This is a genomic window from Halosimplex yunnanense (genome assembly GCF_054504345.1).
In genome coordinates this window covers 433,440-456,169 of sequence record NZ_JBTJEL010000033.1, presented here as the reverse complement: position 1 = coordinate 456,169, position 22,730 = coordinate 433,440, and the positions used below count along the sequence as shown (strand labels likewise).

Annotated in this window: 14 protein-coding genes; all 14 read left to right on the top strand. The window is 68.5% G+C overall.

Annotated elements, in window-relative coordinates:
• Window positions 1-159: 159 nt before the first annotated feature.
• The 14 genes from ileS (at window position 160) to AB2U09_RS10890 (ending at window position 22,705) form a co-directional block, all read left to right on the top strand.
• A complete protein-coding gene (gene ileS / locus AB2U09_RS10955; RefSeq protein WP_459192750.1) occupies window positions 160-3,471 on the top strand; it encodes an isoleucine--tRNA ligase in 3,312 nt (1,103 codons plus the stop codon).
• A gap of 374 nt (window positions 3,472-3,845) precedes the next feature.
• Entirely contained in the window at window positions 3,846-5,102 is a 1,257-nt protein-coding gene (locus tag AB2U09_RS10950; protein WP_459192749.1) for a Glu/Leu/Phe/Val family dehydrogenase, read from the top strand.
• A gap of 276 nt (window positions 5,103-5,378) precedes the next feature.
• Window positions 5,379-9,914, top strand: coding sequence for a glutamate synthase large subunit (gene gltB, locus AB2U09_RS10945; protein WP_459192748.1), 4,536 nt, complete (start codon window positions 5,379-5,381; stop codon window positions 9,912-9,914).
• Window positions 9,915-10,138: 224 nt separating this feature from the next.
• Window positions 10,139-11,461: an MSCRAMM family adhesin gene (locus tag AB2U09_RS10940; protein ID WP_459192747.1), complete on the top strand. Its 1,323-nt coding sequence runs from the start codon at window positions 10,139-10,141 to the stop codon at window positions 11,459-11,461.
• Between the two features lie 259 nt (window positions 11,462-11,720).
• Window positions 11,721-12,644 carry a 4-hydroxy-tetrahydrodipicolinate synthase gene (gene dapA, locus AB2U09_RS10935; protein ID WP_459192746.1) on the top strand — a complete coding sequence of 308 codons (924 nt, stop codon included), beginning with the start codon at window positions 11,721-11,723 and terminating at the stop codon, window positions 12,642-12,644.
• Window positions 12,641-13,405, top strand: coding sequence for a 4-hydroxy-tetrahydrodipicolinate reductase (gene dapB, locus AB2U09_RS10930; RefSeq protein ID WP_459192745.1), 765 nt, complete (start codon window positions 12,641-12,643; stop codon window positions 13,403-13,405). The genes dapA and dapB overlap by 4 nt, the downstream gene beginning before the upstream one ends.
• A 79-nt stretch (window positions 13,406-13,484) precedes the next feature.
• Entirely contained in the window at window positions 13,485-14,315 is an 831-nt protein-coding gene (locus AB2U09_RS10925) for a 2,3,4,5-tetrahydropyridine-2,6-dicarboxylate N-succinyltransferase (protein ID WP_459192744.1), read from the top strand.
• 590 nt (window positions 14,316-14,905) lie between these two features.
• The gene (locus AB2U09_RS10920) at window positions 14,906-15,703 is read left to right on the top strand and encodes an Nmad3 family putative nucleotide modification protein (RefSeq protein WP_459192743.1); all 798 of its coding nucleotides are present in this window, start codon (window positions 14,906-14,908) and stop codon (window positions 15,701-15,703) included.
• A 131-nt stretch (window positions 15,704-15,834) separates the two neighbouring features.
• On the top strand, window positions 15,835-16,749 hold the full coding sequence (locus AB2U09_RS10915; RefSeq protein WP_459192742.1) for an ABC transporter ATP-binding protein: 915 nt from the start codon (window positions 15,835-15,837) through the stop codon (window positions 16,747-16,749).
• Window positions 16,746-17,555 (top strand): ABC transporter permease, encoded by an 810-nt coding sequence (locus AB2U09_RS10910; protein ID WP_459192741.1) that lies wholly within the window; start codon window positions 16,746-16,748, stop codon window positions 17,553-17,555. Before AB2U09_RS10915 ends, AB2U09_RS10910 begins: the two co-directional genes overlap by 4 nt.
• The gene (locus AB2U09_RS10905) at window positions 17,552-18,370 is read left to right on the top strand and encodes an ABC transporter permease (RefSeq protein ID WP_459192740.1); all 819 of its coding nucleotides are present in this window, start codon (window positions 17,552-17,554) and stop codon (window positions 18,368-18,370) included. Before AB2U09_RS10910 ends, AB2U09_RS10905 begins: the two co-directional genes overlap by 4 nt.
• A 274-nt stretch (window positions 18,371-18,644) precedes the next feature.
• Window positions 18,645-20,207: a hypothetical protein gene (locus AB2U09_RS10900; protein WP_459192739.1), complete on the top strand. Its 1,563-nt coding sequence runs from the start codon at window positions 18,645-18,647 to the stop codon at window positions 20,205-20,207.
• 100 nt (window positions 20,208-20,307) lie between these two features.
• Complete coding sequence (locus AB2U09_RS10895; RefSeq protein WP_459192738.1) at window positions 20,308-21,084, top strand: YihY/virulence factor BrkB family protein; 777 nt, start codon at window positions 20,308-20,310, stop codon at window positions 21,082-21,084.
• 313 nt (window positions 21,085-21,397) lie between these two features.
• A complete protein-coding gene (locus AB2U09_RS10890; protein ID WP_459192737.1) occupies window positions 21,398-22,705 on the top strand; it encodes a hypothetical protein in 1,308 nt (435 codons plus the stop codon).
• The last annotated feature ends 25 nt before the right edge of the window (window positions 22,706-22,730 follow it).

Below are 22,730 nucleotides of genomic sequence, written 5' to 3'. Positions count from 1 at the left end.
TCCGACGCCGGCGGTCGCGTCCGCCCGCGGACGCCCTCGAACCGGGCCCGCTCGTGCTGTGAGTCTCGATCCGCCAGCGGCGACTCGGCCTCCGGACGCGCGGTCCGGCGAGTCGCCTCGCACTGCACGCCGACCGACACGACGAGACACATCTGATCGATGCCGGAACGACTACCAGACCACTACGACCCGAACGCGGTCGAACAGCACGTCAACGACCACTGGCGCGACCCCGACGCTTTCCCGGACGTCGACGCGCCCGCGGAGACCAGCCGCGCCTACGAGTACGCCAAGCGGCGCGCCCGCGAACGCGACGGCGAGGCGTTCTACTTCCTCGACGGCCCGCCCTTCACCAGCGGGCGGATGCACGTCGGCAACGCGTGGGGGAAGATCCTCAAGGACGCGCTGCTGCGCTATCACCGGATGCAGGGCCGCGCGGTCCGCGCGCGCCCGGGCTACGACACCCACGGACTGCCCGTCGAGGTGAACGTCGAGCAGGCCCACGACTTCGAGACGAAGCAGGCGGTCGAGGACTACGGCGTCGACCGCTTCGTCGACGAGTGTCGCGAGTTCGTCGACGAGCAGCGCGCAGTCATGGACGAGGAGTTCCGCGATCTCGCGGTGTGGATGGACTGGGACGACGTCTACCAGACGATGGATCCCGAGTATGTCGACGCCGTCTGGGACGCCTTCGCCGGACTCGCCGACCGCGGCCTCGTCGAGCGCGGTCGACAGGTCGTCAACACCTGCCCGCGCTGCGAGACGGCGGTCTCGGACTCGCGGCTGGAGTACGAGGATCGGACCGTCGAAGCCGCCTACGTCGGCTTCCCGCTCGCCGACGGGGAGGGGACGCTCGTCGCGTGGACGACGACGCCGTGGACGCTCGTCGGGAATCAGTTCGTCGCCGTCGACGCCGACGGGGAGTACGCCGCGGTAGCGGTCGCCGACGGCGCGCTCGACGCGGGCGTCGCGACCGACGGCCCGCTGTACGTCGCCTCCGAGCGCGTGCCCGCGGTGATGGACGCGCTGGGCGTCGCCGCGGACGACTACGCTGTCGCCGAGACGCTGCCGGGCAGCGACCTCGTCGGCGTGTCCTACGACAACCCGCTCGCCGACCGGCTCCCCGACCACCCGACGCCGCGGGGGACTGTCACCCACGCCGACTACGTCGAGACCGGCGGCGACGGGACGGGGCTGGTCCACTCCGCGCCGGGGTTCGGCCACGAGGACTTCGAGCGCGCCCGCGAACTCGGCCTCGACGCCCCCGCGTACTCGCCGGTGGATCTGACCGGGCGATTCACCGCGGAGGCCGGGCCGTTCGCCGGCCAGCGCGTCCACGGCGACGGCCGCGCGGCCGTCACGGACGCGCTCCGGGAGACCGGTGCGCTCCTCGCCACCGAGCAGTTCACCCACGAGTACCCGCGCTGTCCGCGCTGCGACGCGGAGGTGGTGTTCCGCGCCGCCGAGCAGTGGCTCGTCCGCGTGACGGGGCTGAAAGCCGACCTGCTCGACGCCGTCGGCGAGACGACGTGGTACCCCGAAGAAGCGCGCGAGGGGCGATTCCGCAACACCGTCGAGAACGGGCCGGACTGGAACGTCTCCCGCCAGCGCTACTGGGGGAGCCCCTTGCCCGTGTGGCACTGCGACGACTGCGGCCGCGACGTGGTCGTCTCCTCGCGCGAGGATCTCGCCGAGCGCGCCGGACTCGACGCGGTCCCGGAGGACCCGCACCGTCCCGTCGTCGACGAGGTGACGATCCCCTGCCCGGACTGCGGCGGCGGGGCGACGCGCGTCGAGGATGTGCTCGACGTGTGGTTCGACTCCGCCGTCGCGTCGTGGGCGAGCCTGCGGGAGCGGCCGAGCGAGAACCCCACGCCGGACGAGTGGCCCGCCGACCTCGTCGTCGAGGGCAACGACCAGACTCGCGGCTGGTTCCTGATGCAGCTGTACCTTGGCGTCGCATTCGCCGACCGGGCCCCCTACGAGGAGGTGCTGATGCACGGGTGGGCGCTGCTGGACGGCGAACCCATGTCGAAGTCCCGCGGGCACGTCCTGCGGCCGCCGGAGGTTGCCGCGGCCCACGGGCGCGACGCGCTGCGGGCGCACCTGCTCGGCCACGAACAGCAGGGCCAGGACGTGACGATGACCTCCGACATGGAGGGCGTCGAGACGACCCGGGAGCGCTTCGACGTCGTCTGGAACGTCGCCCGGTTCGCCGCGATGTTCATGGCCGAGGACGACTACCGGCCCACGCTGGGTCTGACGGCCGACTCCGCCGATCGGACCGTCCTCGACGAGTGGGTGCTCGCCCGCCTGCACGAGACGGTCGAGACGGCGACCGAGGCCTTCGAGGCCCGCGAGCCGAACGTCGCGCTCGACGCGACCCTCGACTTTCTCGTCGAGGACGTCTCGCGGTACTACGTCCAGACGGTGCGCGAGCGCGTCTGGACGCCCGACTCGACGGCGGACAAGCGGGCGGCCTACGACGCGCTGGGAACGGTTCTCGGCGCCTCGGTCCGGCTGCTCGCGCCGTTCGCGCCCCACCTCGCCGAGCGGCTCTACCACGCGCTCGACAGGCCGGCGGACGCTGACGGGTCGGCGGGTGGGGACGGGCCGACGGACGCGGGCGAGCCGACGGTCCACGCCACGGACTGGCCGGACGCAACCGACCTCGACCTGCCCGTCCGTCCGGAGCTGGTCACGCACGTCGACGCACTCCGGGAGGTCGAGGGCGCGGTCGCTACTGCTCGCCAGGAGATGGGGCGCAAACACCGCTGGCCGGTCGCCGAAGCCGTCGTCGAGACGACTGATTCGTCGGTCGCGGAGGCGGTCGAGACCCACCGCGACCTGCTGGCCGAGCGGACCAACGCCGAGGCCGTCGCGCTCACCGACCGGTACCCCGCTCGCGAGCGCGTGCTCGTCCCCGAGATGGACGCCTTCGGCCCGCGGTTCCGCGAGGCGGCGTCGACCGTCGCGGACGCCGTTGAGGGCCGACCCGTCTCCGAGTTGCCGCTGGCGGTCACCGTCGAGGGGACCGACTACGAGGTGACCGAGAACCTAGTCTCGGTCGTCGAGCGAGTGCCGGACGACGTAGTGTGCGTCCCCTTCGACGGCGGGACGGTCTACGTCGATACGGCGCTTCCCGAGGAGCTACGCCGTCAGGGACTCGCTCGCGACGTGGCCCGGCGCGCCCAGGAGATGCGTGCGGACCTCGATCTCGCGGTCGATCGACGGGTCCGGCTGTCGGTCCTCACTGCCGACGCGGAGGTCCGGGCGGCCGTCGCCGAGCACGCCGAAGAACTGCGTGAAGACGTCCGGGTCTCCGATCTCACCGTCGCGGCCACGGAAGGTGGTGATGCAGTCGACGCCGGCGTCGACGAAAGCGGCCACAGCCGCGACTGGACGGTCGAGGGGTCGCCGGTGACGCTTCGGATGGAGCCGACCGCGGTCTCTACGACTGACTCGACGTGAGTCGGTACGAAAGGATGGGATTGGATGGGATGTCCACTGCGAGGCGGGGAACGGGAGCGTGTGACCGTGCCGCGCCCCGGCGTCTTCGAGTGACGCGGCGGTGGTCATAAAAGGCCGTCAGACTTCGGGCTGACAACCGGCAGACGCGGCCCGATTTCGGCCGCGATCTGGTCGATCGCTCGCCGAGCACCCCCTCTCGGCCCAGCGATTTTCAGTCGCTACTGAGTCACCGCCCGGATCGTCAACTCGTGTTTTATGTGGTTATATACCTATTATTATCTGGACACCCTTCCTGTATAATAATTTTCCAGCTATCGGCCCGATATCTGGACGATTCCGATTTATTTTTATCAGAAGTATACGAGTGTCCATACATGGGATCCGACGTAAACCCCTTCGAGAGCCTACAGGAACAGATCGACGAGGCGGCGGAGTACCTCGACGTGGACGAGGGCATGCTCGACCGCCTGAAAAATCCCGAGCGCATCCTCGAGACGAACCTCTCGGTCGAGATGGACGACGGGTCGATCGAGGTCTTCCGCGCGTTCCGCTCGCAGTTCAACGGTGACCGCGGCCCGTACAAGGGCGGCATCCGCTACCACCCGCAGGTCTCCCGCGACGAGGTCAAGGCCCTCTCGGGCTGGATGGTCTACAAGACCGCGACGGCCGGCATCCCGCTCGGCGGCGGCAAGGGCGGCATCATCATCGATCCCGACGACTACTCCGAGGACGAACTCGAGCGCATCACGCGCGCCTTCGCGAAGGAGCTCACCCCGCTCATCGGCGAGGACCGCGACGTGCCGGCGCCGGACGTCAACACCGGCCAGCGCGAGATGAACTGGATCAAGGACACCTACGAGACCCTCGAGAACACCACCGAGCCGGGCGTCATCACCGGCAAGGACATCTCCAGCGGCGGGAGCGAGGGCCGCGTCGAGGCGACCGGTCGCTCGACCGTCATCGCCGCCCGCGAGGCGTTCGACTACCTCGACAAGGACATCCACCAGGCCACCGTCGCCGTCCAGGGCTACGGGAACGCCGGCTGGCTCTCCGCGAAGCTCATCGAGGAGATGGGCGCGACCGTCGTCGCCGCGTCCGACTCCAGCGGCGGTATCTACAACGAACAGGGCTTCGATGCGGTCGCCGCCAAAGAGCACAAGCGCGAGACGGGAAGCGTCGTCGGCTTCGAGGGCGCCGACGAGGAGATCAGCAACGAGGAGCTCCTCCAGCTCGACGTCGATCTGCTGATCCCCGCCGCGCTCGAGAACGCCATCGACGAGGAGGTCGCCAAAGGCGTCCAGGCCGACGTGATATCCGAGGCCGCCAACGGTCCGATCACGCCGAAGGGCGACGACATCCTCGAGGACAAGGACGTCATCATCGTCCCGGACATCCTCGCCAACGCCGGCGGCGTCACCGTCTCGTACTTCGAGTGGGTGCAGAATCGCCAGCGCTTCTACTGGGACGAGGAGACCGTCAACGAGCGCCTCGAAGACATCACCGTCGAGCAGTTCTGGAACCTCGTCGACGCCTACGAGGAACACGACCTGCCGAGTATGCGCGTCGCCGCGTACGTCGTCGCCATCCAGCGCGTCCTCGACGCCGCCGAGCAGGCCGGCACCTGGCCGTAACCACCTGACGGCGCCTCGACATCGATCCACCTCGGGCGGCACCGTTTCGATTCACTCTCTATTTTTGGACGTTCTTTTTGGTTTCTCGGGTTCGAGCTAGCTTTATACCGTACCCAATCGACGATACCAGTAGATACGATCAGGCACCGTGACTACCCCGTTCGTTCGTGAGGTAATACATAGCAAAGGATGTTAATACTCCTAAGTGTGGATATAACGGTCATATAGTCTATCAGGCCAAGCGTTTTACCGGGGTATCGGGTAGACGCGGGACACATGAGCGGATTCTCTCGTGACGACGGGGACCACCGGCTGGCGGACCCGGCCGACGCGCGGTCCAACTGCGGCGTGGGGGTCGTGATGGACCTCGACGGCGACGGTGGGCACTGGGTCCTCTCGGACGGACTGGAACTGCTGGAGAACCTCGAACACCGTGGCACGACCGGAGCGGAGGAAGCGACCGGCGACGGCGCCGGCGTCATGATCCAGACGCCTCACGAGTTCTTCGCCGACGAGGTCGACGCCGACCTCACGCCCGGCGAGTACGCCGTCGGGTCGCTGTTCCTCCCGAAAGACGACGCTGACGCGCGCGCGGAACTGAAGGGCGTCGTCGAGGAGCAGTTCGCTGCGGAAGGGCTCGACGTGGTGGCCTGGCGGACGGTCCCGACGAACAACGCCGACCTCGGGCAGACGGCGCTGGACTCCGAGCCGGAGGTCGTCCAGGCGTTCGTCGAGTCCGCCGAGGGGCTGACCGGCGACGAGTTCGACCGGCAGCTGTACGTCGCCCGACGAGTGCTGGAGAACTACGTCGAGGAGACCGAGCCCGCGGGCCACGAGCGCTTCTACGTCGTCTCGCTGGCCACCGACACAGTCGTCTACAAGGGCCTGCTCAAAGGCGAGCAGGTCGCCGACTACTACCCCGACCTGACCGACGAGCGCCTCGACAGCACCTTCGCGATGGTCCACGCCCGCTTCTCGACGAACACCCTCGGCGCGTGGCACCTCGCCCACCCCTACCGCGGCATCATCCACAACGGCGAGTTCAACACCATCCAGGGCAACATCAACTGGATGCGCGCGCGTGAGACGGACCTCGACTCCGACGCGTTCTCCGACGTCGACAAGCTCAAACCGATCATCGACGACCCGGAGCAATCGGACACCGCGAGCGTCGACAACGCGCTCGAACTGCTGCTGCTCGAGGGGCGCGACCTCCCCCACGCGCTCCGGATGCTCATCCCCGAGGCGTGGCGCGGCGAGGCCAACGACGTGAGCGGGCAGCGCCGCGACTGGTACGACTACCACGCTTCGCTGGTCGAACCGTGGGACGGCCCCGCGCTCGTCGCGGCAACCGACGGCGACCGCGTCGGCGCCGTCCTCGACCGCAACGGCCTGCGACCGTGTCGCTACGACGTCCTCACCGACAACACGCTCGTCATGGCGTCCGAAGCGGGCGCGCTCGACACCGACCCCGCCGACATCGAGGAGCGCGGCCGCCTCCAGCCCGGCCAGCTGTTCCTCGCCGACCCCGAGGAAGGCCGGGTCGTCCCCGACGACGAGGTGTTCGAAGGCCTGACCGACGAGAAGTACGGCGAGTGGGTCGACGAGAACCAGGTCGAACTCGAGGACATCAACCCCGAGGACGACAACCTGCCCCAACACGAGTTCGACGAGCTGCGCGCCTACCAGGCCCAGTACGGCTACACCTACGACGAGGTCGACCACCTCATCGAGCCGATGGCCGAGAAGGGCAAGGACCCGGTCGGGTCGATGGGCGACGACACGCCCCTGAGTGTGCTCTCGCAGTTCAACCGTCCCCTCTTCACCTACTTCAAGCAGTTGTTCGCGCAGGTCACCAACCCGCCGCTGGACTACATCCGCGAGGAACTGGTCACCTCGCTGGAGTCGCGGCTGGGCCACCAGCGCAACCTGCTCGACGAGTCGCCCGAGCACGCCCGCCAGCTGGTCGTCGACTCGCCGGTCCTCACCGACCAGCAGACCGAGGCGATCCGCGACCTCGGCGCCAACGGCATGTCCTCGAAGGTCGTCGACATCACGTACGACCCGGACGAACACGACCTGCGCGAGGCCGTCGAGGAGGCCCGCGAGGCCGCCGACGAGGCGGCGACCGACCACGACGTCGTCGTCCTCTCGGACCGGCAGGCCGGCGAGGGCCGCGTCGCCATCCCGAGCCTGCTGGCGGTGGGCGGTGTCCACCACCACCTCGTCCGCAACGGCCTGCGCAACCACGTCGGTCTCGTCGTCGAGTCCGGTGACCCGCGCACGGTCCACCACGTCTCGACGCTGATCGGCTACGGCGCGGGCGCGGTCAACCCCTACCTCGCCTACCAGACCATCGAGGACCTCGTGGCGGGACCGGACGGCGCCGAACTCTCCATGGCCATCGACGCCTACGTCAACGCCCTGGAGGACGGCCTCCTGAAGACGATGGCCAAGATGGGCATCTCCACGGTGGAGAGCTACCAGGGCGCCCAGATATTCGAGGCCGTCGGCCTCTCCAGTGACTTCGTCGCGGAGTACTTCGAGGGGACGGCCAACCGCACCGAAGGCATCGGCCTCGAGGAGATCGAGGAGGACCTGCTCGACCGCCACGAAGTCGCCTGGGGCGAGGACCCCGACCTCGAACGCCAGGGCGAGTACGAGAACCGCTCGGGCGGCATCCACCACCAGTGGAACCCCTCGACCGTGGGGACGGTCCAGCAGGCCGTCCGCACCGGCGACTACGAGCGCTACAAGGAGTTCGCCGCCGAGATCAACGAGCAGAACGAGAACCTCCAGACCCTGCGCGGCCTGCTGAAGTTCGACTCCGACCGCGAGTCGGTCCCCATCGAGGAGGTCGAACCGGTCGAGGACATCGTCGAACGCTTCGAGACGGCCGCGATGAGCCTCGGGTCGCTCTCGCCGGAGATGCACGAGAACAACGCCATCGCGATGAACCGCCTCGGCAGCAACGCCAACACCGGCGAGGGCGGCGAGCCGCCCGAACGGTTCGGCACCGAGAAGGAGTGCGGCATCAAGCAGGTCGCTTCCGGCCGGTTCGGCGTCACCAGCGAGTACCTCTCGGAGGCCGAGGAGCTGCAGATCAAGATGGCCCAGGGCTCCAAGCCCGGCGAGGGCGGCCACCTGCCCGGCAAGAAGGTCAACGAGATGATCGCTCACGTCCGTTACGCGACGCCGGGCGTCGGCCTCATCTCGCCGCCGCCGCTGCACGACATCTACTCCATCGAGGACCTCAAGCAGCTCATCCACGACCTGAAGGCCTCGAACCCCGACGCCGACGTGAACGTCAAGCTGGTCGCCGAGGACGGCATCGGCACCATCGCCGCCGGCGTCGCGAAGGCCAACGCCGACAAGGTCCACATCTCGGGCCACGACGGCGGGACCGGCGCGTCGCCGAAGACCTCGATCAAGAACGCGGGCCTCCCGTGGGAACTCGGTCTCGCCGAGGCCAACCAGATGCTCCGCGCGACGGGCCTGCGCTCGCGTATCGAGGTCACCACCGACGGCGGGATGAAGACCGGCCGGGACGTGGCCGTCGCCACGCTGCTCGGCGCCGAGGGCTACGCGTTCGGGACCGCCTCGATGGTCACCTCGGGCTGCGTGATGGCCCGGCAGTGCCACGAGAACACCTGCCCGGTCGGCGTCGCCACGCAGAACGAGAAGCTCCGCGACCGCTTCCCGGGCGAACCCCAGCACGTCATCAACTACATGACCTTCGTCGCGCAGGAACTGCGGGAGATCATGGCCGAACTGGGCTTCCGGACGGTCGACGAGATGGTCGGCCGCCCCGACGTGCTCGCCCAGCGGACGGACGTAAGCCAGCCGAAGGCGAGGAAGGTCGACCTCTCGGGCGTCATCGCCGATCCCGCGGGCGACGACGACCGCTACAAGACCCGCGAGCAGACCCACGACGTCGCCGACGCGCTCGACTGGGACCTGATCGACGCGGCCGAGCCGGCGCTCGAATCGGGCGAACCGGTCGCCATCTCGAGGGAAGTGGACAACGTCGACCGCGCCATCGGCGCGACGCTCTCGAACGAGGTGTCCAGCCGCTACGGCGGCGAGGGCCTGCCGGACGACACCATCGACTGCCGGCTAGAGGGCACCGCCGGCCAGAGCTTCGGCGCCTTCCTCCAGCACGGGATCACGATGGACCTGGTCGGTACCGCCAACGACTACGTCGGCAAGGGCCTCTCGGGCGGGAAGCTGATCGTCCGGACGCCCGAGAACGCCAACTACGCGGCAGCGGAGAACGTCGTCATCGGCAACGTCGCCCTGTACGGCGCGACCCAGGGCGAAGCCTACGTCAACGGCGTGGCCGGCGAGCGATTCGCCGTCCGCAACTCCGGCGTAACGGGCGTCGTCGAGGGCGTCGGCGACCACGGCTGTGAGTACATGACCGGCGGCGCCATCGTCGTCCTCGGCGAGACGGGCAAGAACTTCGCGGCCGGGATGTCCGGCGGCGTCGCCTACGTCTACGACCCCGACGGCCAGTTCGCCCGGAAGGCCAACACCGGCATGGTCTCCATCGAGCCCGCGCTCGACGAACTCGACCGGAAGCTGATCACGCGCCTCGTCGAGAACCACGCGGAGTACACCGACTCCGAGCGCGCCGCCGACCTGCTGGCCGAGTGGGACGAGGAACTGGACAACTTCACGAAGGTGATGCCCGACGCCTACGCCGAGGTTATCGCTGACCGCGAGCGCGCGGACGTGCGCACGGACCTGCCCGACCCGGCGACGCCGACGTCCGAATCCGGCGTCCCCAGCCACGGACAGGCCGACGACTGACGACCCGGCCGGTCACCACCCTCGTTTCACCGTACCGAATCGCCGTCCCGCCCCGCGATGATTTTTTTGCACCACGCCATCTACCAACTGATAGGTCGGATAATCGACCCTCTCACGCGTTGACAAATTGGGTCCGAACTGGTGGCTGTCCTGCTGCCACTTGTTAATTATATATTCACTTCGAGCGGAAGTTCTATACGGGAGCCCGAACTGTAACTCAGATAATGAGTAGTGCGGACCGTGGACGTGACCAGCCGCGAGCGATGATTCACAGACGGATCCTCGACGTCGCGGCCTCTGACCCGGATGCGTCGATGGAGGCAATCGCCGACGAGGTCAGCGGCGCGTCGCCCGGGCTCGTCGAGCGGGTCCTCGACGAGTACGGCGATCCCGGCCGCGAAGACGAGTCCACCGAAGGGCCCGGGGACGCGGACGGTTCCCCGAACGCCGACGGTGCGTCGGGCGACGCGAGTGATCTCGCCGGGACCGACGCTAGTGGCGACGAAAGCACGGCCGCGGACGGCCCTGCCACTGACGATACCGGGCTCGTGGCCGACGAATCCGCTGACGACACAGAACTCGACGGCAATACCGCCGAAGAGACCGAGACGGACGGAACCACGATGGACAACGGGACCTCCACGGACGGCGGCACCAGGGGATTGAACGTCGACACGAGCGCGGACGACGCTCCGGTTCCTGACGAGACCACGCCATCGGACGAGGGCGCGATGGACGAGTCCGGAGCGGACGGGAACTCGGCGGACGGGGAAGTTTCGACTACGGACCCCGGCCCATCGACGAGCACCCCCGATCGAGAGGCCGACACCCTCACTCGTGGCGGCATCGGCAGCGGGGGACTCGCCGGGAACGAGGAGACGACCACTCCCGACGACGGCGCCCCGGCGACCGACGACGAGCCCGACCGTCCACCGGACCTCGATTCGCTGTCGGACAAGCAGCGCCGGACGCTCGAGGCCCTGTACGAGCGTCCGAACGCCTCCCAGGGCGACCTCGCCGAAGACCTCGACGTCACGCGAGCGACGATCTGTCGCCGTCTCAACGCGATCCCGGGCTTCGAGTGGAGCGACAGGCGCGCCTTCGCCGAGTCGGCCTTCGGCGACGAGGATAGCGCCGCGGACGACGCCGGAGCGGCCGCGATCCAGTCGGCGACGCCGGAGAACGACGGGGGCCGGGGACCGACCGACGACGGGAACGACCGGGAGTCGACGGACTCCGGTGACGCCGATCGCGACGGGGAGTCGGCGCGGTCTGCTGCCCGGAGCGACGCCGAATCGGGGCGAACCAGCGACGGCGACGCATCCGGCGAGGCCGAAGCGTCGCCCGGGATCACCGACCGACGGCTCGCCGCCGTGGAGGATCGACTCGCGACGATCGAGTCGCGGCTCGACGAGACCGGTGCCGGAGAGGGGACGGATCTCTCGCTCTCGCCGGAACTCGCGCACAAGGTCGTCCACGCCTGCATGGAGTCCGACAAGCTGACCGAGGACGAGGAACTGGAAGTCCTCCGGTCGCTGATGAAGTGAGCGGCTTGCGTCCACAACCACTAAGTCGATCGCTGTCCGTCTCTCGCACATGATCCGCGCCGGGTCCGAAGCGACCATCTTCGCCGTGACCGGCGCGTCCGCCGATTCTCCGAAACGCAAACGGTCGTGAGCGGCTCCCGGCGAGCGTGGCGACCTCGTCGCGGGCCACCTTCGAGCGGTCCTGCTATCGGGCCGCGTGTCGTATCGTCCCGCGACCGATCCCGGGCAGCCTATCACCCACCGACGCGAACACCAGCCAATGACATTCGAGTTCCGCGGCGTGTATCCGGCGATGTGCACGCCGTTCGACGACGACGGCAGTATCGACTTCGAGACACTCCGGCGGGACGCCCAGCGGCTGGAGGCCGCGGGCGTCGACGGCCTCGTCCCCTGCGGCTCGACGGGCGAGTCCGCCACGATGACCCACGACGAACACATCGAGGTCGTCGAGGCGGTCGTCGACGCCGTCGACGACGTGCCGGTCATCGCCGGCTCCGGCTCGAACAACACCCGCGAGGCGCTCTCGCTCTCCCAGCGGTCGGCCGACGCCGGCGCCGACGCCCTGCTGCTCATCTCTCCCTACTACAACAAGCCCGAACAGCGCGGCTTCGTCGAGCATTACGAGCGGATCGCCGACGCGGTCGACCTGCCGCAGATCGTCTACAACGTCCCCTCGCGCACCGGACAGAACATCGAACCCGAGACCGTCGAGGAACTCGCCGGCCATCCCAACATCCAGGGGTTCAAAGCCGCCAGCGGCGACATGGGCCAGATCAGCGAGATCATCGAGCGGACCCGTGACACCGATCTGGACGTGCTCTCCGGTGACGACGGGATGACCCTGCCGATGGTCTCGGTCGGTGCGACGGGCGCCATCAGCGTCGCCGCCAACGTCGAACCCGAGCGGACGTGCGCGATGGTCGGCGCGGCGCTGGCCGGTGACTTCGAACGCGCCCGCGAGATCCACCACCGCCTGGGCCCGCTGTTCCGCGAACTCTTCGTCGAGACCAACCCGATCCCGGTCAAGGAAGCGATGCAGATCCGCGGGTACGGCCCCGCGCGACTGCGCTCGCCGCTGACCCGTCTCTCCGCGGAGTACCGCGACGACCTGCAAGCGGTGCTCGACGACCTGGAAGCCGAAACGTTCGACTACGAGGACGACTACGCCGAGATCGAACGATGACGACGGCAATCGCGGTCAACGGCGCCGCCGGACGGATGGGTCGAACGGTCATCGAGACGGCCGCGGAGCGCGACGACGCCGAAGTCGTCGTCGGGTTCCACGCGAGCGACGCCGGCGAGATCGGGGGCGTCCCGGTCGTCGGAGCGGACGAGGTGGCGGACGCGCTCGACGAGTACGACCCCGACGCGGTCGTGGACTTCTCGACCCCCGAGGCCGCGCTCGGAATCGTCGACGACTGCGTCGCGGCGGACGTCGGCCTCGTCGTCGGAACCACGGGCTTCGACGCCGCGGGGTTCGACGCGCTCGAAGCTGCGAGCGACGAGATCCCGGTCCTCAAGGCCACCAACTTCTCGCGGGGGATCCAGGTGCTGCTCCGGACGGTCACCGAAGCCGTCGGCGCGCTCGACGGCTACGACCTCGAACTGATGGAGACCCATCACAACGACAAGGTCGACGCGCCCTCCGGGACCGCCAACACGATCCTCGAAACCATCCAGGAAGAGCGCGACGTGGAACCCGTCTACGGCCGCGAAGGCCACGCGCCGCGCGAGGACGACGAGATCGGCGTCTTCGCCCGCCGCGCCGGCGACGTCCGCGGCGAGCACGAACTCGTCCTCGCCGGCAACGACGAAGTCGTCTCGCTCTCTCATCGCGCGGAGGACCGCGGGGTCTTCGCCGCAGGTGCGCTCGACGCGGCCGTCTGGCTCGCCGACGAGGGCGACGGCTGGCACGAGTTCGACGAGGTCATCGACGCCGAGTGACCGCGACAGTCACCCGCTCGCCGCGGCTGGCCGGTCCATACCACGACCGCTATTACGCCGGAGCGAAAACGCCCGAGCAATGAGTCTACAAGCCGACGTCGAGGACCTCTGGGCGGAGAAACAGGACGGCCTGACGGCCGCCGACGCGACCGACGACCACCTCGAAGTGCTGGAGGAGTTCCTCGCCGCGCTCGAAGCCGGCGAGGTCCGTGCCGCCGAGAAGGCCGGCGGCGAGTGGGAAGCCAACGAGTGGGTCAAGCAGGGCATCCTCCTGAACTTCGGTCTCCGCGAGACCGAGGCCCGCGAGTACGGCGACGTGCAGTACCACGACGTGCTCCCGCTGCGCGAGACCGAGGACCTGGCCGAGCGCGGTACCCGCAACACGCCCGACGGGACGGTCATCCGCCGCGGCGCCTACGTCGGCAGCGACGCCATCCTGATGTCGCCCGCGTTCGTCAACATCGGCGCCCACGTCGGCGACGGGACGCTCGTCGACTCCTGCGACACGGTCGGCTCGTGTGCGCAGATCGGCGACAACGTCAAGCTGGGCGCGAACACGCTCATCGGCGGCGTCCTCGAACCGGTCGAGGACGCGCCGGTCATCGTCGAGGACGGCGTCTCGCTGGGCGCCGGCTGTCGCGTCACCTCCGGATTCGTCGTCGGCGAGAACTCCGTCGTCGGCGAGAACACGCTGCTCACGCCGCGCATTCCCGTCTACGACCTCGTCGAGGAGGAAGTGCTGTACGGTGAACTTCCGCCGGAACGGCGCGCGTTCACTCGCTTCGTCGAGTCGTCGGTCTCGGACCACGACCTCATCGACGGCGGCGCGTACAAGCCGGCCGTCGTCGCCACGAGCGTCGAGGAAGAGACGCTGGAGGCGACCGAGCGCGAGGACGCGCTGCGGGAGTGAAACGGCGTCCGCGCGCCTGCGGCGCGCGGTTCACCGCGAGCGACCGACGGGAGCGAGCGGCTTTTTCACCCACGTTTTTGCCCCGGGTTCCCGCAGTGAGCGGAGCGAACGAGGAAACCCGGGCAGGAAAAAGGTGGCTGTGAAGCGACCGAGCGCGAGGACGCGCTGTGGGAGCGATAAGCGTCGTCGTCCCCGCCGTCGAGCACTCAAAGCGGCGTTGAACCATCCGGTACCGCTTTTCCGGTCCGCCCCTTCACACCGGGTGCCGGCAGCCGCCCTGTCGACGCGGCCCCCGCTCTCTCCCGCGGCGCCGGCCCGGCCCGGGCCGTCGTTCGACAGCAGACTGTCGGCGTTCGACACCCCGACGGCACCCGTCACACGCTTCCGAACCGTCCCCGTCGGCGGTGTCACCCCTGTCTGCCCGACCCGCCTCACCCGCTATCCACCTGATCCGCGCTCCCCGGGTCCGCTGTCAGGCACCGACCAGGGGAGCGCGGCCGTCGACGACCGACGAGAGACATCGAAACCCCTGTCCGCGGTCGCGTCCGAGCTATCGGTCCCTTTTTCGCGCTCGGCGTCGACTCCCTGCCGTGACAGTCGTCCTCTGCGGCGTCGGCGCCGACACCGGGAACGTCCGACCAGTCCCGCGAGTCGACGTCGAGGGCCGCTTCGAGTACGTCCCCATCCCGGAGACGGGCGCGACGAGCGAGTCGGCGACCTACGGAACTATCGACTGTCGACACCGCGACGGGCCACTCGCGGACCTGCTCGACGGGATCCGTCCGGGCAGCGACGGCGAGTGGGTCACCGACCCGGAGGCCATCCGTGACCAGCAGGTCCACCGCGACCCGAACTTCGCGGCGCTCACCTACGGCGAACCCCGGCCGGGCTACGTCGCGAAGCTCCGCGACCTCGACCCGGGCGACGCCGTCGCGTTCTACGGCGGGTTCCCGAGTCCCGACTCGGCGTACAAACACCGCTACCTGTTCGGCTACTTCACGGTCGCCGAGTCGCCCGTAGTCGTGGACCCCGAGATGGACGCCGCGGAGAAAGCGGCGCTGCTGGATCGCCATCCCGAGAACGCACACGCCAAACGGTTCGCCGAAAATGGGGAGCTGTATGCCCAGGACACGGCTCTCACGGAGCGACCGCGGTCCGTAGTGATCGTTCCCGGGCGCGAACCCGGTGGCCTGCTCGACCGGGCGATCCGGCTGAGCGACCGCCGCGAGGGACCGAACTACTACATGGACGAGGCGGTCGCGGACGTCCTGAACCCTCGGTCGGGGAGCGACCGCGGCACACACCTCGGGGGATTCAAGCCCGCCGTCCACTGCAACGTAGACAGCGAGACGTTCGCGGCGTTTCTCCGACGGAAGTCGGCCGTTTGAGCGGTGCAGACGGGGTCGTCGATGCGGTGGGCTGGCGCGTCGAGGGAGTCACCGAACTGGTCCGATCGACGAGTTGCTGGCCCTGAAATTCTCCTCGCGGTATTAATACCCCGGTGGTACAGTACACGCACATGGTAGCTATCGAAGCCGAAGCGGTAACGAAACGGTACGGGACCGAGACGGCGCTGGACCGTCTGGACCTCACCGTCGAAGAAGGGGAGACCTTCGGCTTTCTCGGCCCCAACGGGGCCGGGAAGTCGACGTTCATCAACGTCCTGCTGGACTTCGTGAAGCCGACCGAAGGGTCGGCCGAAATCTTCAGCCACGACTGCCAGCGCGACGGCACCGCGGCCCGCAGTCGGATCGGCGTGCTCCCGGAAGGGTACTCCGTGTTCGAGCGGCTCACCGGCCGTCAGCACATCGAGTACGCGATGCGGACGAAAGACGCCGACGCCGATCCGAGTGAAATCCTCGACAGGGTTGGCATCCTCGAAGACGCCGACCGGCAGGCGAGCGACTACTCGAAGGGGATGGCCCAGCGGCTGGTGCTCGGGATGGCGCTGGTCGGCGAACCGGACCTGCTCCTGCTCGACGAGCCGAGTACGGGACTCGACCCCAACGGCGCCGCGGAGATGCGCCAGATCCTCCGCGAGGAGAACGAGCGCGGCGCGACCATCTTCTTCTCCAGCCACATCCTCGAACAGGTCGAGGCCGTCTGCGACCGGGTCGGTATCCTTCAGGACGGCGAACTAGTCGCCGTCGACACCATCGAGGGACTCCGGGAGTCGCTCGGGGGCGGGACGAAACTCGTCATCACGCTCGACCGGATCGAGGACGGCGTCCTGCGCAGCGTCGAGTCCGTCGCGGGCGTCGAGACCGTGGTCGCACAGGACGACTCGACCATCGAGGTGACGTGTTCGAACGACGCGAAGATGGAGATCCTCGTCGAACTGCACGACGCGGGCGTCGACGTGGTGAACTTCCGGACCGAGGAGGCCTCGCTGGAGGACATGTTCATCGAGTACACCGGGTCCGGAAAGCGATGACGTGGCGATCCGTCGCCCGGCAGGACGGCGCGCTCACGGTCGGCGACCGCTCGTCGAAGGTCCTGCTCGGTCTGGTCGCGTTCGCGGTCGCGTTCGCCGGGTACGTCTATCCGGTCATCGGGACGGAACCGTACACGACCGCCCGGTTCCCGGGGTTCGTGGAGGGGACGCTGACGACGCTGGTTCCGTTCGTCGGCGTCCTGCTGGGCTACAACGCCGTCGTGAGCGACCGGGAGTCGGGAGCGATTCGGCTCGCGCTGTCGCTCCCCCAGAGCCGCGGAGACGTCGTCCTCGGGAAGTACGTCAGCCGGACCGGCGTGCTGGCCGCGACGCTCGTCGGCGCGCTCGTCGTCGCCGGCGCGCTGGTCGTCTACCCCTTCGGCCAACTCGCGCTCGGCCGGTTCCTGCTATTCGTGGCCCTGACCGTCGCGTTCGCCGCGGTCTGGAGCGGCATCGGCGTCGCCGTCTCGCTCGCCGTCGCGACGAAGCGGCGCGCGCTCGTCCTCGGGTTCGCGCTCCTGTTCCTGTTCGTCCTGATGTGGAGTACGATCGAACGGGCGCTCACGATGGGGCTGACCGCTGCCGGCCTGGCCGACGACGGCCTGCCCGCCGCCGCGGAGTTCGTCTTCGCACTGGCGCCCAATCGCGTCTTCACGCGGGCCACCGCGGGAATCGTGGACCCGAGCCGCAGCGTCGGTGACGCGTGGTATCTCAACGAATGGCTCGCGCTCCTGTTGCTGGCGCTGTGGGTCGTCGGGCCGCTGGGGCTCGCGTACGTCCGCTTCGCCGGGAGGGACCTGTCGTGACCTGGACCGACGTCGCGCGCAAGGACGTCAGCGACGCGGCCCGGTCGAAGACGATCTGGCTGCTGTTCGCACTGTTGACGCTGCTGTCGGTCGGCTACGCGTTCGGCCACTCGTATCTCGGCGTCGAGGAGTTCCCCGCGTTCCTGAACGGGCTCACCGACGTCGTCACCGCGGTCGTGCCGATCGTCGCGCTGCTGTTGGGGTACAAGTCCATCTCTGACGACCGGTCCAGCGGGAGGCTGTTCCTCACGCTGTCGTTCCCCTGCTCCCGCCGGGATCTGGTCGTCGGGACGCTCGTCGGCCGATCGATCGTGTTGCTCGCACCGACCCTCGTCGCGCTCGTCGCGGCGGGGGTCGTCGGCGCGGTCCGCTACGGGACCGACGGGGCGGCGATGTTCCCGTGGTTCCTGTTCGTATCCGCGCTCTACGGGCTAGCGTTCCTCGGCGCCGCCGTCGGCCTCTCGATGGCGACGACGGTCGACCGCTGGATCACCTTCGGCGCCTTCGGCGCGTACATGATCGTCGTGAACCTCTGGGGGACCGTCCACTCGGTGGTCATGCTGTTCCTCCACCGGTTCCGGTTCAGCGTCCTCACCGATATGCCCGACTGGGCGCTGCTGTTCCGACTGTTCGGACCGGCCGAGTCCTACGACCGCCTGATACGCGCCGGCTTCGACGTCGGCCGGGCGGCGCGGTACGTGGCCGATGGCGCCCCCGTGTACGTCGACTGGTGGGCAGCCCTGGCGATACTGGTCGCGTGGCTTCTCGTCCCGCTCGCGGTCGGCTACTACCGGTTCAGGGACGCCGACCTGTAAGGCCGACCCCGGAAACCGGTCGAGACGCCGGTTTCAGCGGCTCACGGCGACTCCTTTTCGATTCGAACGGACGACCGAAAAGAGAGCTTACAGGCGAGTGGGCGCGGTATCAGTGGGGGTCGAGCCGGGCGGGATCGGGGGAGGGGACGCCTGTTCGGTCTGGACGGAACCAGACGTCGATGCGGTCGGGCCCGTCGCGAGCCGGTCGAGCGCAGGAGGACGTTACTCGCCCTCACGGGCGATTAACAATTGGTGATACGCTCGGCCTACCACCATGGAACGCGCCGCCTCGCCACGACTCGCGGTAGTCGTACTCATCGGCGTCGCCACACTCGCCGGAGCAGCGGTCGCGACCGGAACCGTCCCGGTCGCCGGGTCGAACGCCCACGGAACCACGGCCTCCGACGATGGCCCCGCGTCCGCGGACGATCCGCTCTCCCTCGCGACCGACGAACCGGACGAAGACGAGGACGGAGAGACGGACCACGAGGACGAGCAAACCGATGACGAAGACGGCGACGAAAACGAGTGGCCGTGGGGAGACGACGATGACGAGAACGACGACGAACGCGACGACGACGACGAAGGGGACGAAGACGATAGTGACCACGAGAACGAATGGCCGTGGCAGGACGACGACAACGAGAGCGACGGCGGAGACGGAGCGACGACGACCCAGGAACCGGTCTCGACACTGGAGCCGACGACCACGGCTACACAGACCGAGTCGCAGACCGCGACGGCGACGGCGACGCCGTCGCCCACGGAATCACCGACTGTGACGACCACGCCGTCACCTACCGCGATGGCGACGGAGACACCGACGCCGGAGCCGACGCCCACCGAGACGCCGGAACCGACCGACACGCAGGCGACGACGCCGACTGCGACCCCGGATCAGCAGTCTTCCGGGGACGACACGCCGACCCCAACTCCGACCGACACGCCAGTTCAACAGTCGTCCGCGGACGAGACGCCGACCGACACGCCGGAACCGACTGCAGCGCCGACCCCGCAGGTCGGCGCCTCGACCGAGCAGTCGGCGGACACGTCGACGCCGGAGGTGTCGTTCGAGATCGCCGAGACCAGAGTCGCCGGGAAGACAGTGTCTGTCGGTGAGTCCGCTGTCGTCGAGGCGCGGGTGCGGAATCCGGCCGACGGCGCCGACCGGGAACTCGTCCCCCTCACGGTCGACGGCGAACTGGTGGCGTCGAAGGCGGTCACTCTCGGTGCGGGCGAGTCAGACGTGATCACGTTCGAGCGCACGTTCGACGAGGTCGGGGACCACGAGATCGTCGTCGGCGGGACGGCCCGGTCTACCGTCTCGGTCGTCGAGTCCGACACGATCGAGGAGCCGCCGACGGCGCGCAACCGGACGGCCGTGCCTGCCGGCGGCAAACTCGCGCCGCGGTCCGACGACGTCGAGGTAGTCGATGCCGACGGGCTCCCGGACTGGGTCCGTTCGGGCTACAACGCCTCGGTCGAGACCACGCTGGTCAACCGCGCCAATCGGACCGCGGTACACACCCTGTCGGTCGCGGTCGACGGCCAGCAGGTCAAAAACGAGACGGTCCGGGTGGCACCCGACACCCGGCGGAACGTCTCCGTGGTGTTCCCGGCCGCTGCGGGGGAGGTGACGGTCGACGGCGCGACTGCAGGGACGCTGAACGTCAGGGAGGACCCGGCCGTCGGGACCGACACCGGACCCGAGCGGACCAGCGCCGGGGGCGACGGGTTCGGTGCCGGAGCGGCCGTGGTCGGGCTCGCCTGCGCAACGTTGCTCGTCCTGATGGCGCGCTCGAACCGACGGTCGGAGCGGTCCGACGGGTCGAGATGACGGCTCGCTCGGACCGCCACGCGCAGTCGGATCGAGGGCTCAGGGTGGCGCTTTCCTGCGCCAGCGTCGGGTTCAACCGAATGGAACAGCGATGACCGGTATGTCGACCGTTCGTTCCGTCGTCGAACTCGCGCGCGACCGGAACCTCACGTTCCTGGCCGCGGGGATCGCCTACTACGGGTTCGTGTCGATAATCCCGCTGCTACTGCTCGCCGTCGTGGTCGCCTCGGCCGTGGGCGGAGAGGCGCTGGCCGACCGCGTGACGAGCATGCTCAGCCAGCAACTCTCCTCGTCGGGAACCGACACCGTCTCCCAGGCACTGACGAACAGCACCGGTCGCGGTGCCGCGTCCGTGGTCGGGCTGATCACGCTGACGTGGAGCGCCCTGAAACTCTTCCGCGGCCTCGACCAGGCGTTCGACGAGGTGTACACGGACGACGTCGAGGCGTCGCTGCTGGATCAGGTGCGCGACGCGCTCGTCGTGATCCTCGGCATCGGTCTCGCCGTCGGGTTCGTCGTCGCCGTCGGGGTCGCCCTGTCGATCCTGTCGCTTGAGATCCCGCTCGTCAACGTGTTCGGGACGCTGGTGCTGGTCGCCGTGCTCGCACTCGCGTTCCTGCCGATATACTACGTGCTTCCACCGGTCGACGTCTCGGTCAAAGAGGTGCTCCCCGGCGCGGTCGTAGCCGCCGTGGGCTGGGTACTGCTGCAGGTCGGGTTCCGGATCTACGCCTCCGGGGCGAGCCAGTACGCGGCCTACGGCGTCATCGGAGCGGTCCTGCTGTTCGTCACGTGGCTGTACTTCGCCAGCATCGTCGTGCTGATCGGGGCGGCCGTCAACGCCGTCCGCCTCGGAACGAGGACCGTAACGTCGTAATCCCCGGGTTCTCCGTGGCCGCCTGCAGGGTCGGTTACGGGCCATCCTCGAATCCTCGTCCGCGCTCGGACACGATCGCCATCCGGCGAGGTATCGAGTCGGCGACGAGGACCTTACCGAGAAACATCGATCGGTAGCCCCTCTGTAGAGAGATGGTGGTCGGTTGTACTTTCGCCCTATAGTCATTCCGAACTAGTTATACAGACAACAACTATTCCACACTCGAACCATCCAGCGGCCGTAACATGGTGACGAAAGTACCTGTGAGATCCGACCGACGACGGCCACTCGACCGATCCCGGGGAGACGAGCGATGACCCACGAAATCGCTCCTCCGGCCACGGAGTCGTCGATGATCGAGTGCGACGTGACACCGCCGGACGGGCTCCGTCGGTTTTTCACGGGCGAGCGGTTCCGTGCGGAGTACGACGTCGACGTATCCGACGTCCCGGAGGCCGTCTCCGTGATCCCGGCGCTCGCGCAGATCTGTCCGGTCGCGTGGGCGAACGGGACGGACGTCTCGGTGGAAGTCGTGGACGAGCGATTCCTGCGCGCGCTCGAAGCGGTCCGAGACGCGCTGGTCGGGATGTACCCGGAGTTCATGGAAGGCGGAGAGATCCGGGCCGAGGAGGTCGTCGACACCCGGGTCGAGCGCGATCCGGCGTCGTTCCACGACGAGGCGCTGCTGTTCAGCGGCGGGGTGGACTCGGTGGCGAGTTACATCCGCACGCGGGAGGCGGATCCGACGCTCGTCAGCGTTCAGGGCTGGGTCGTCGACGTCGACCAGGACGACCGCTGGGAGAACGTCCGCGGTCAGATCGGGCAATTCGCCGACGAACACGGCCTCGAAACCCGCTACGTCCGGTCCAACATGCTGTCGTTTCTGGACACGCGGATGCTACAGGCGCACTACCAGCGGTACGTCGACGGGGCGTGGTACAGCTCCGTGGGCCACGGACTCGGTCTCCTCGGGCTGACGGCGCCGATCGCGTACAAACTCGGGTGGGGGACGGTCCACATGGCCGCGACCCACACTGCGGCGTTCACCGAACCGTGGGGGTCCCACCCGGAGATCGACGACAGGGTCCGCTGGTGCTACACCGACTGCAACCACGACGGGTACGAGCTGAGCCGCCAGGAGAAGATCGAACTCATCGCGGACTACGTCCGCTCGGAGGGCGCGGACCTCACGCTCCGGACGTGTACGGAGTCGGAAGCGGGAGCGAACTGCAACGAGTGCGAGAAGTGCTACCGGACGATGTGCGGGCTGGTCCTCGCGGGCCTCGATCCGAACGACTTCGGGTACGAGATGTCCCCGGAGACGTTCGAGGAGATCCGGCGGGGGTTCGAGCGCGGCGCGTACACAATGGGCGCGGACGAGCGGTTCATGTGGCGGGACATTCAGGAGCACGTCGACTTCGACCGAACGTTCCCCATCGCGGGTGCGACGGAGTTCTTCCGCTGGGTATCGGCGACCGACGTCGATTCGCTCGCCGCGGACGCGACTCGGCCGGTCCACCACGACGTTGTGCAGGCGGTCGCCCGGAACCTCCCCTATCCCGTGTACGCGACGCTCGCTCCCGTCTACGAGAAGGGCGCGTCGAAAGCGAGCGGGAACTGACTCCGGACGTCGACGGAGCGGCCGG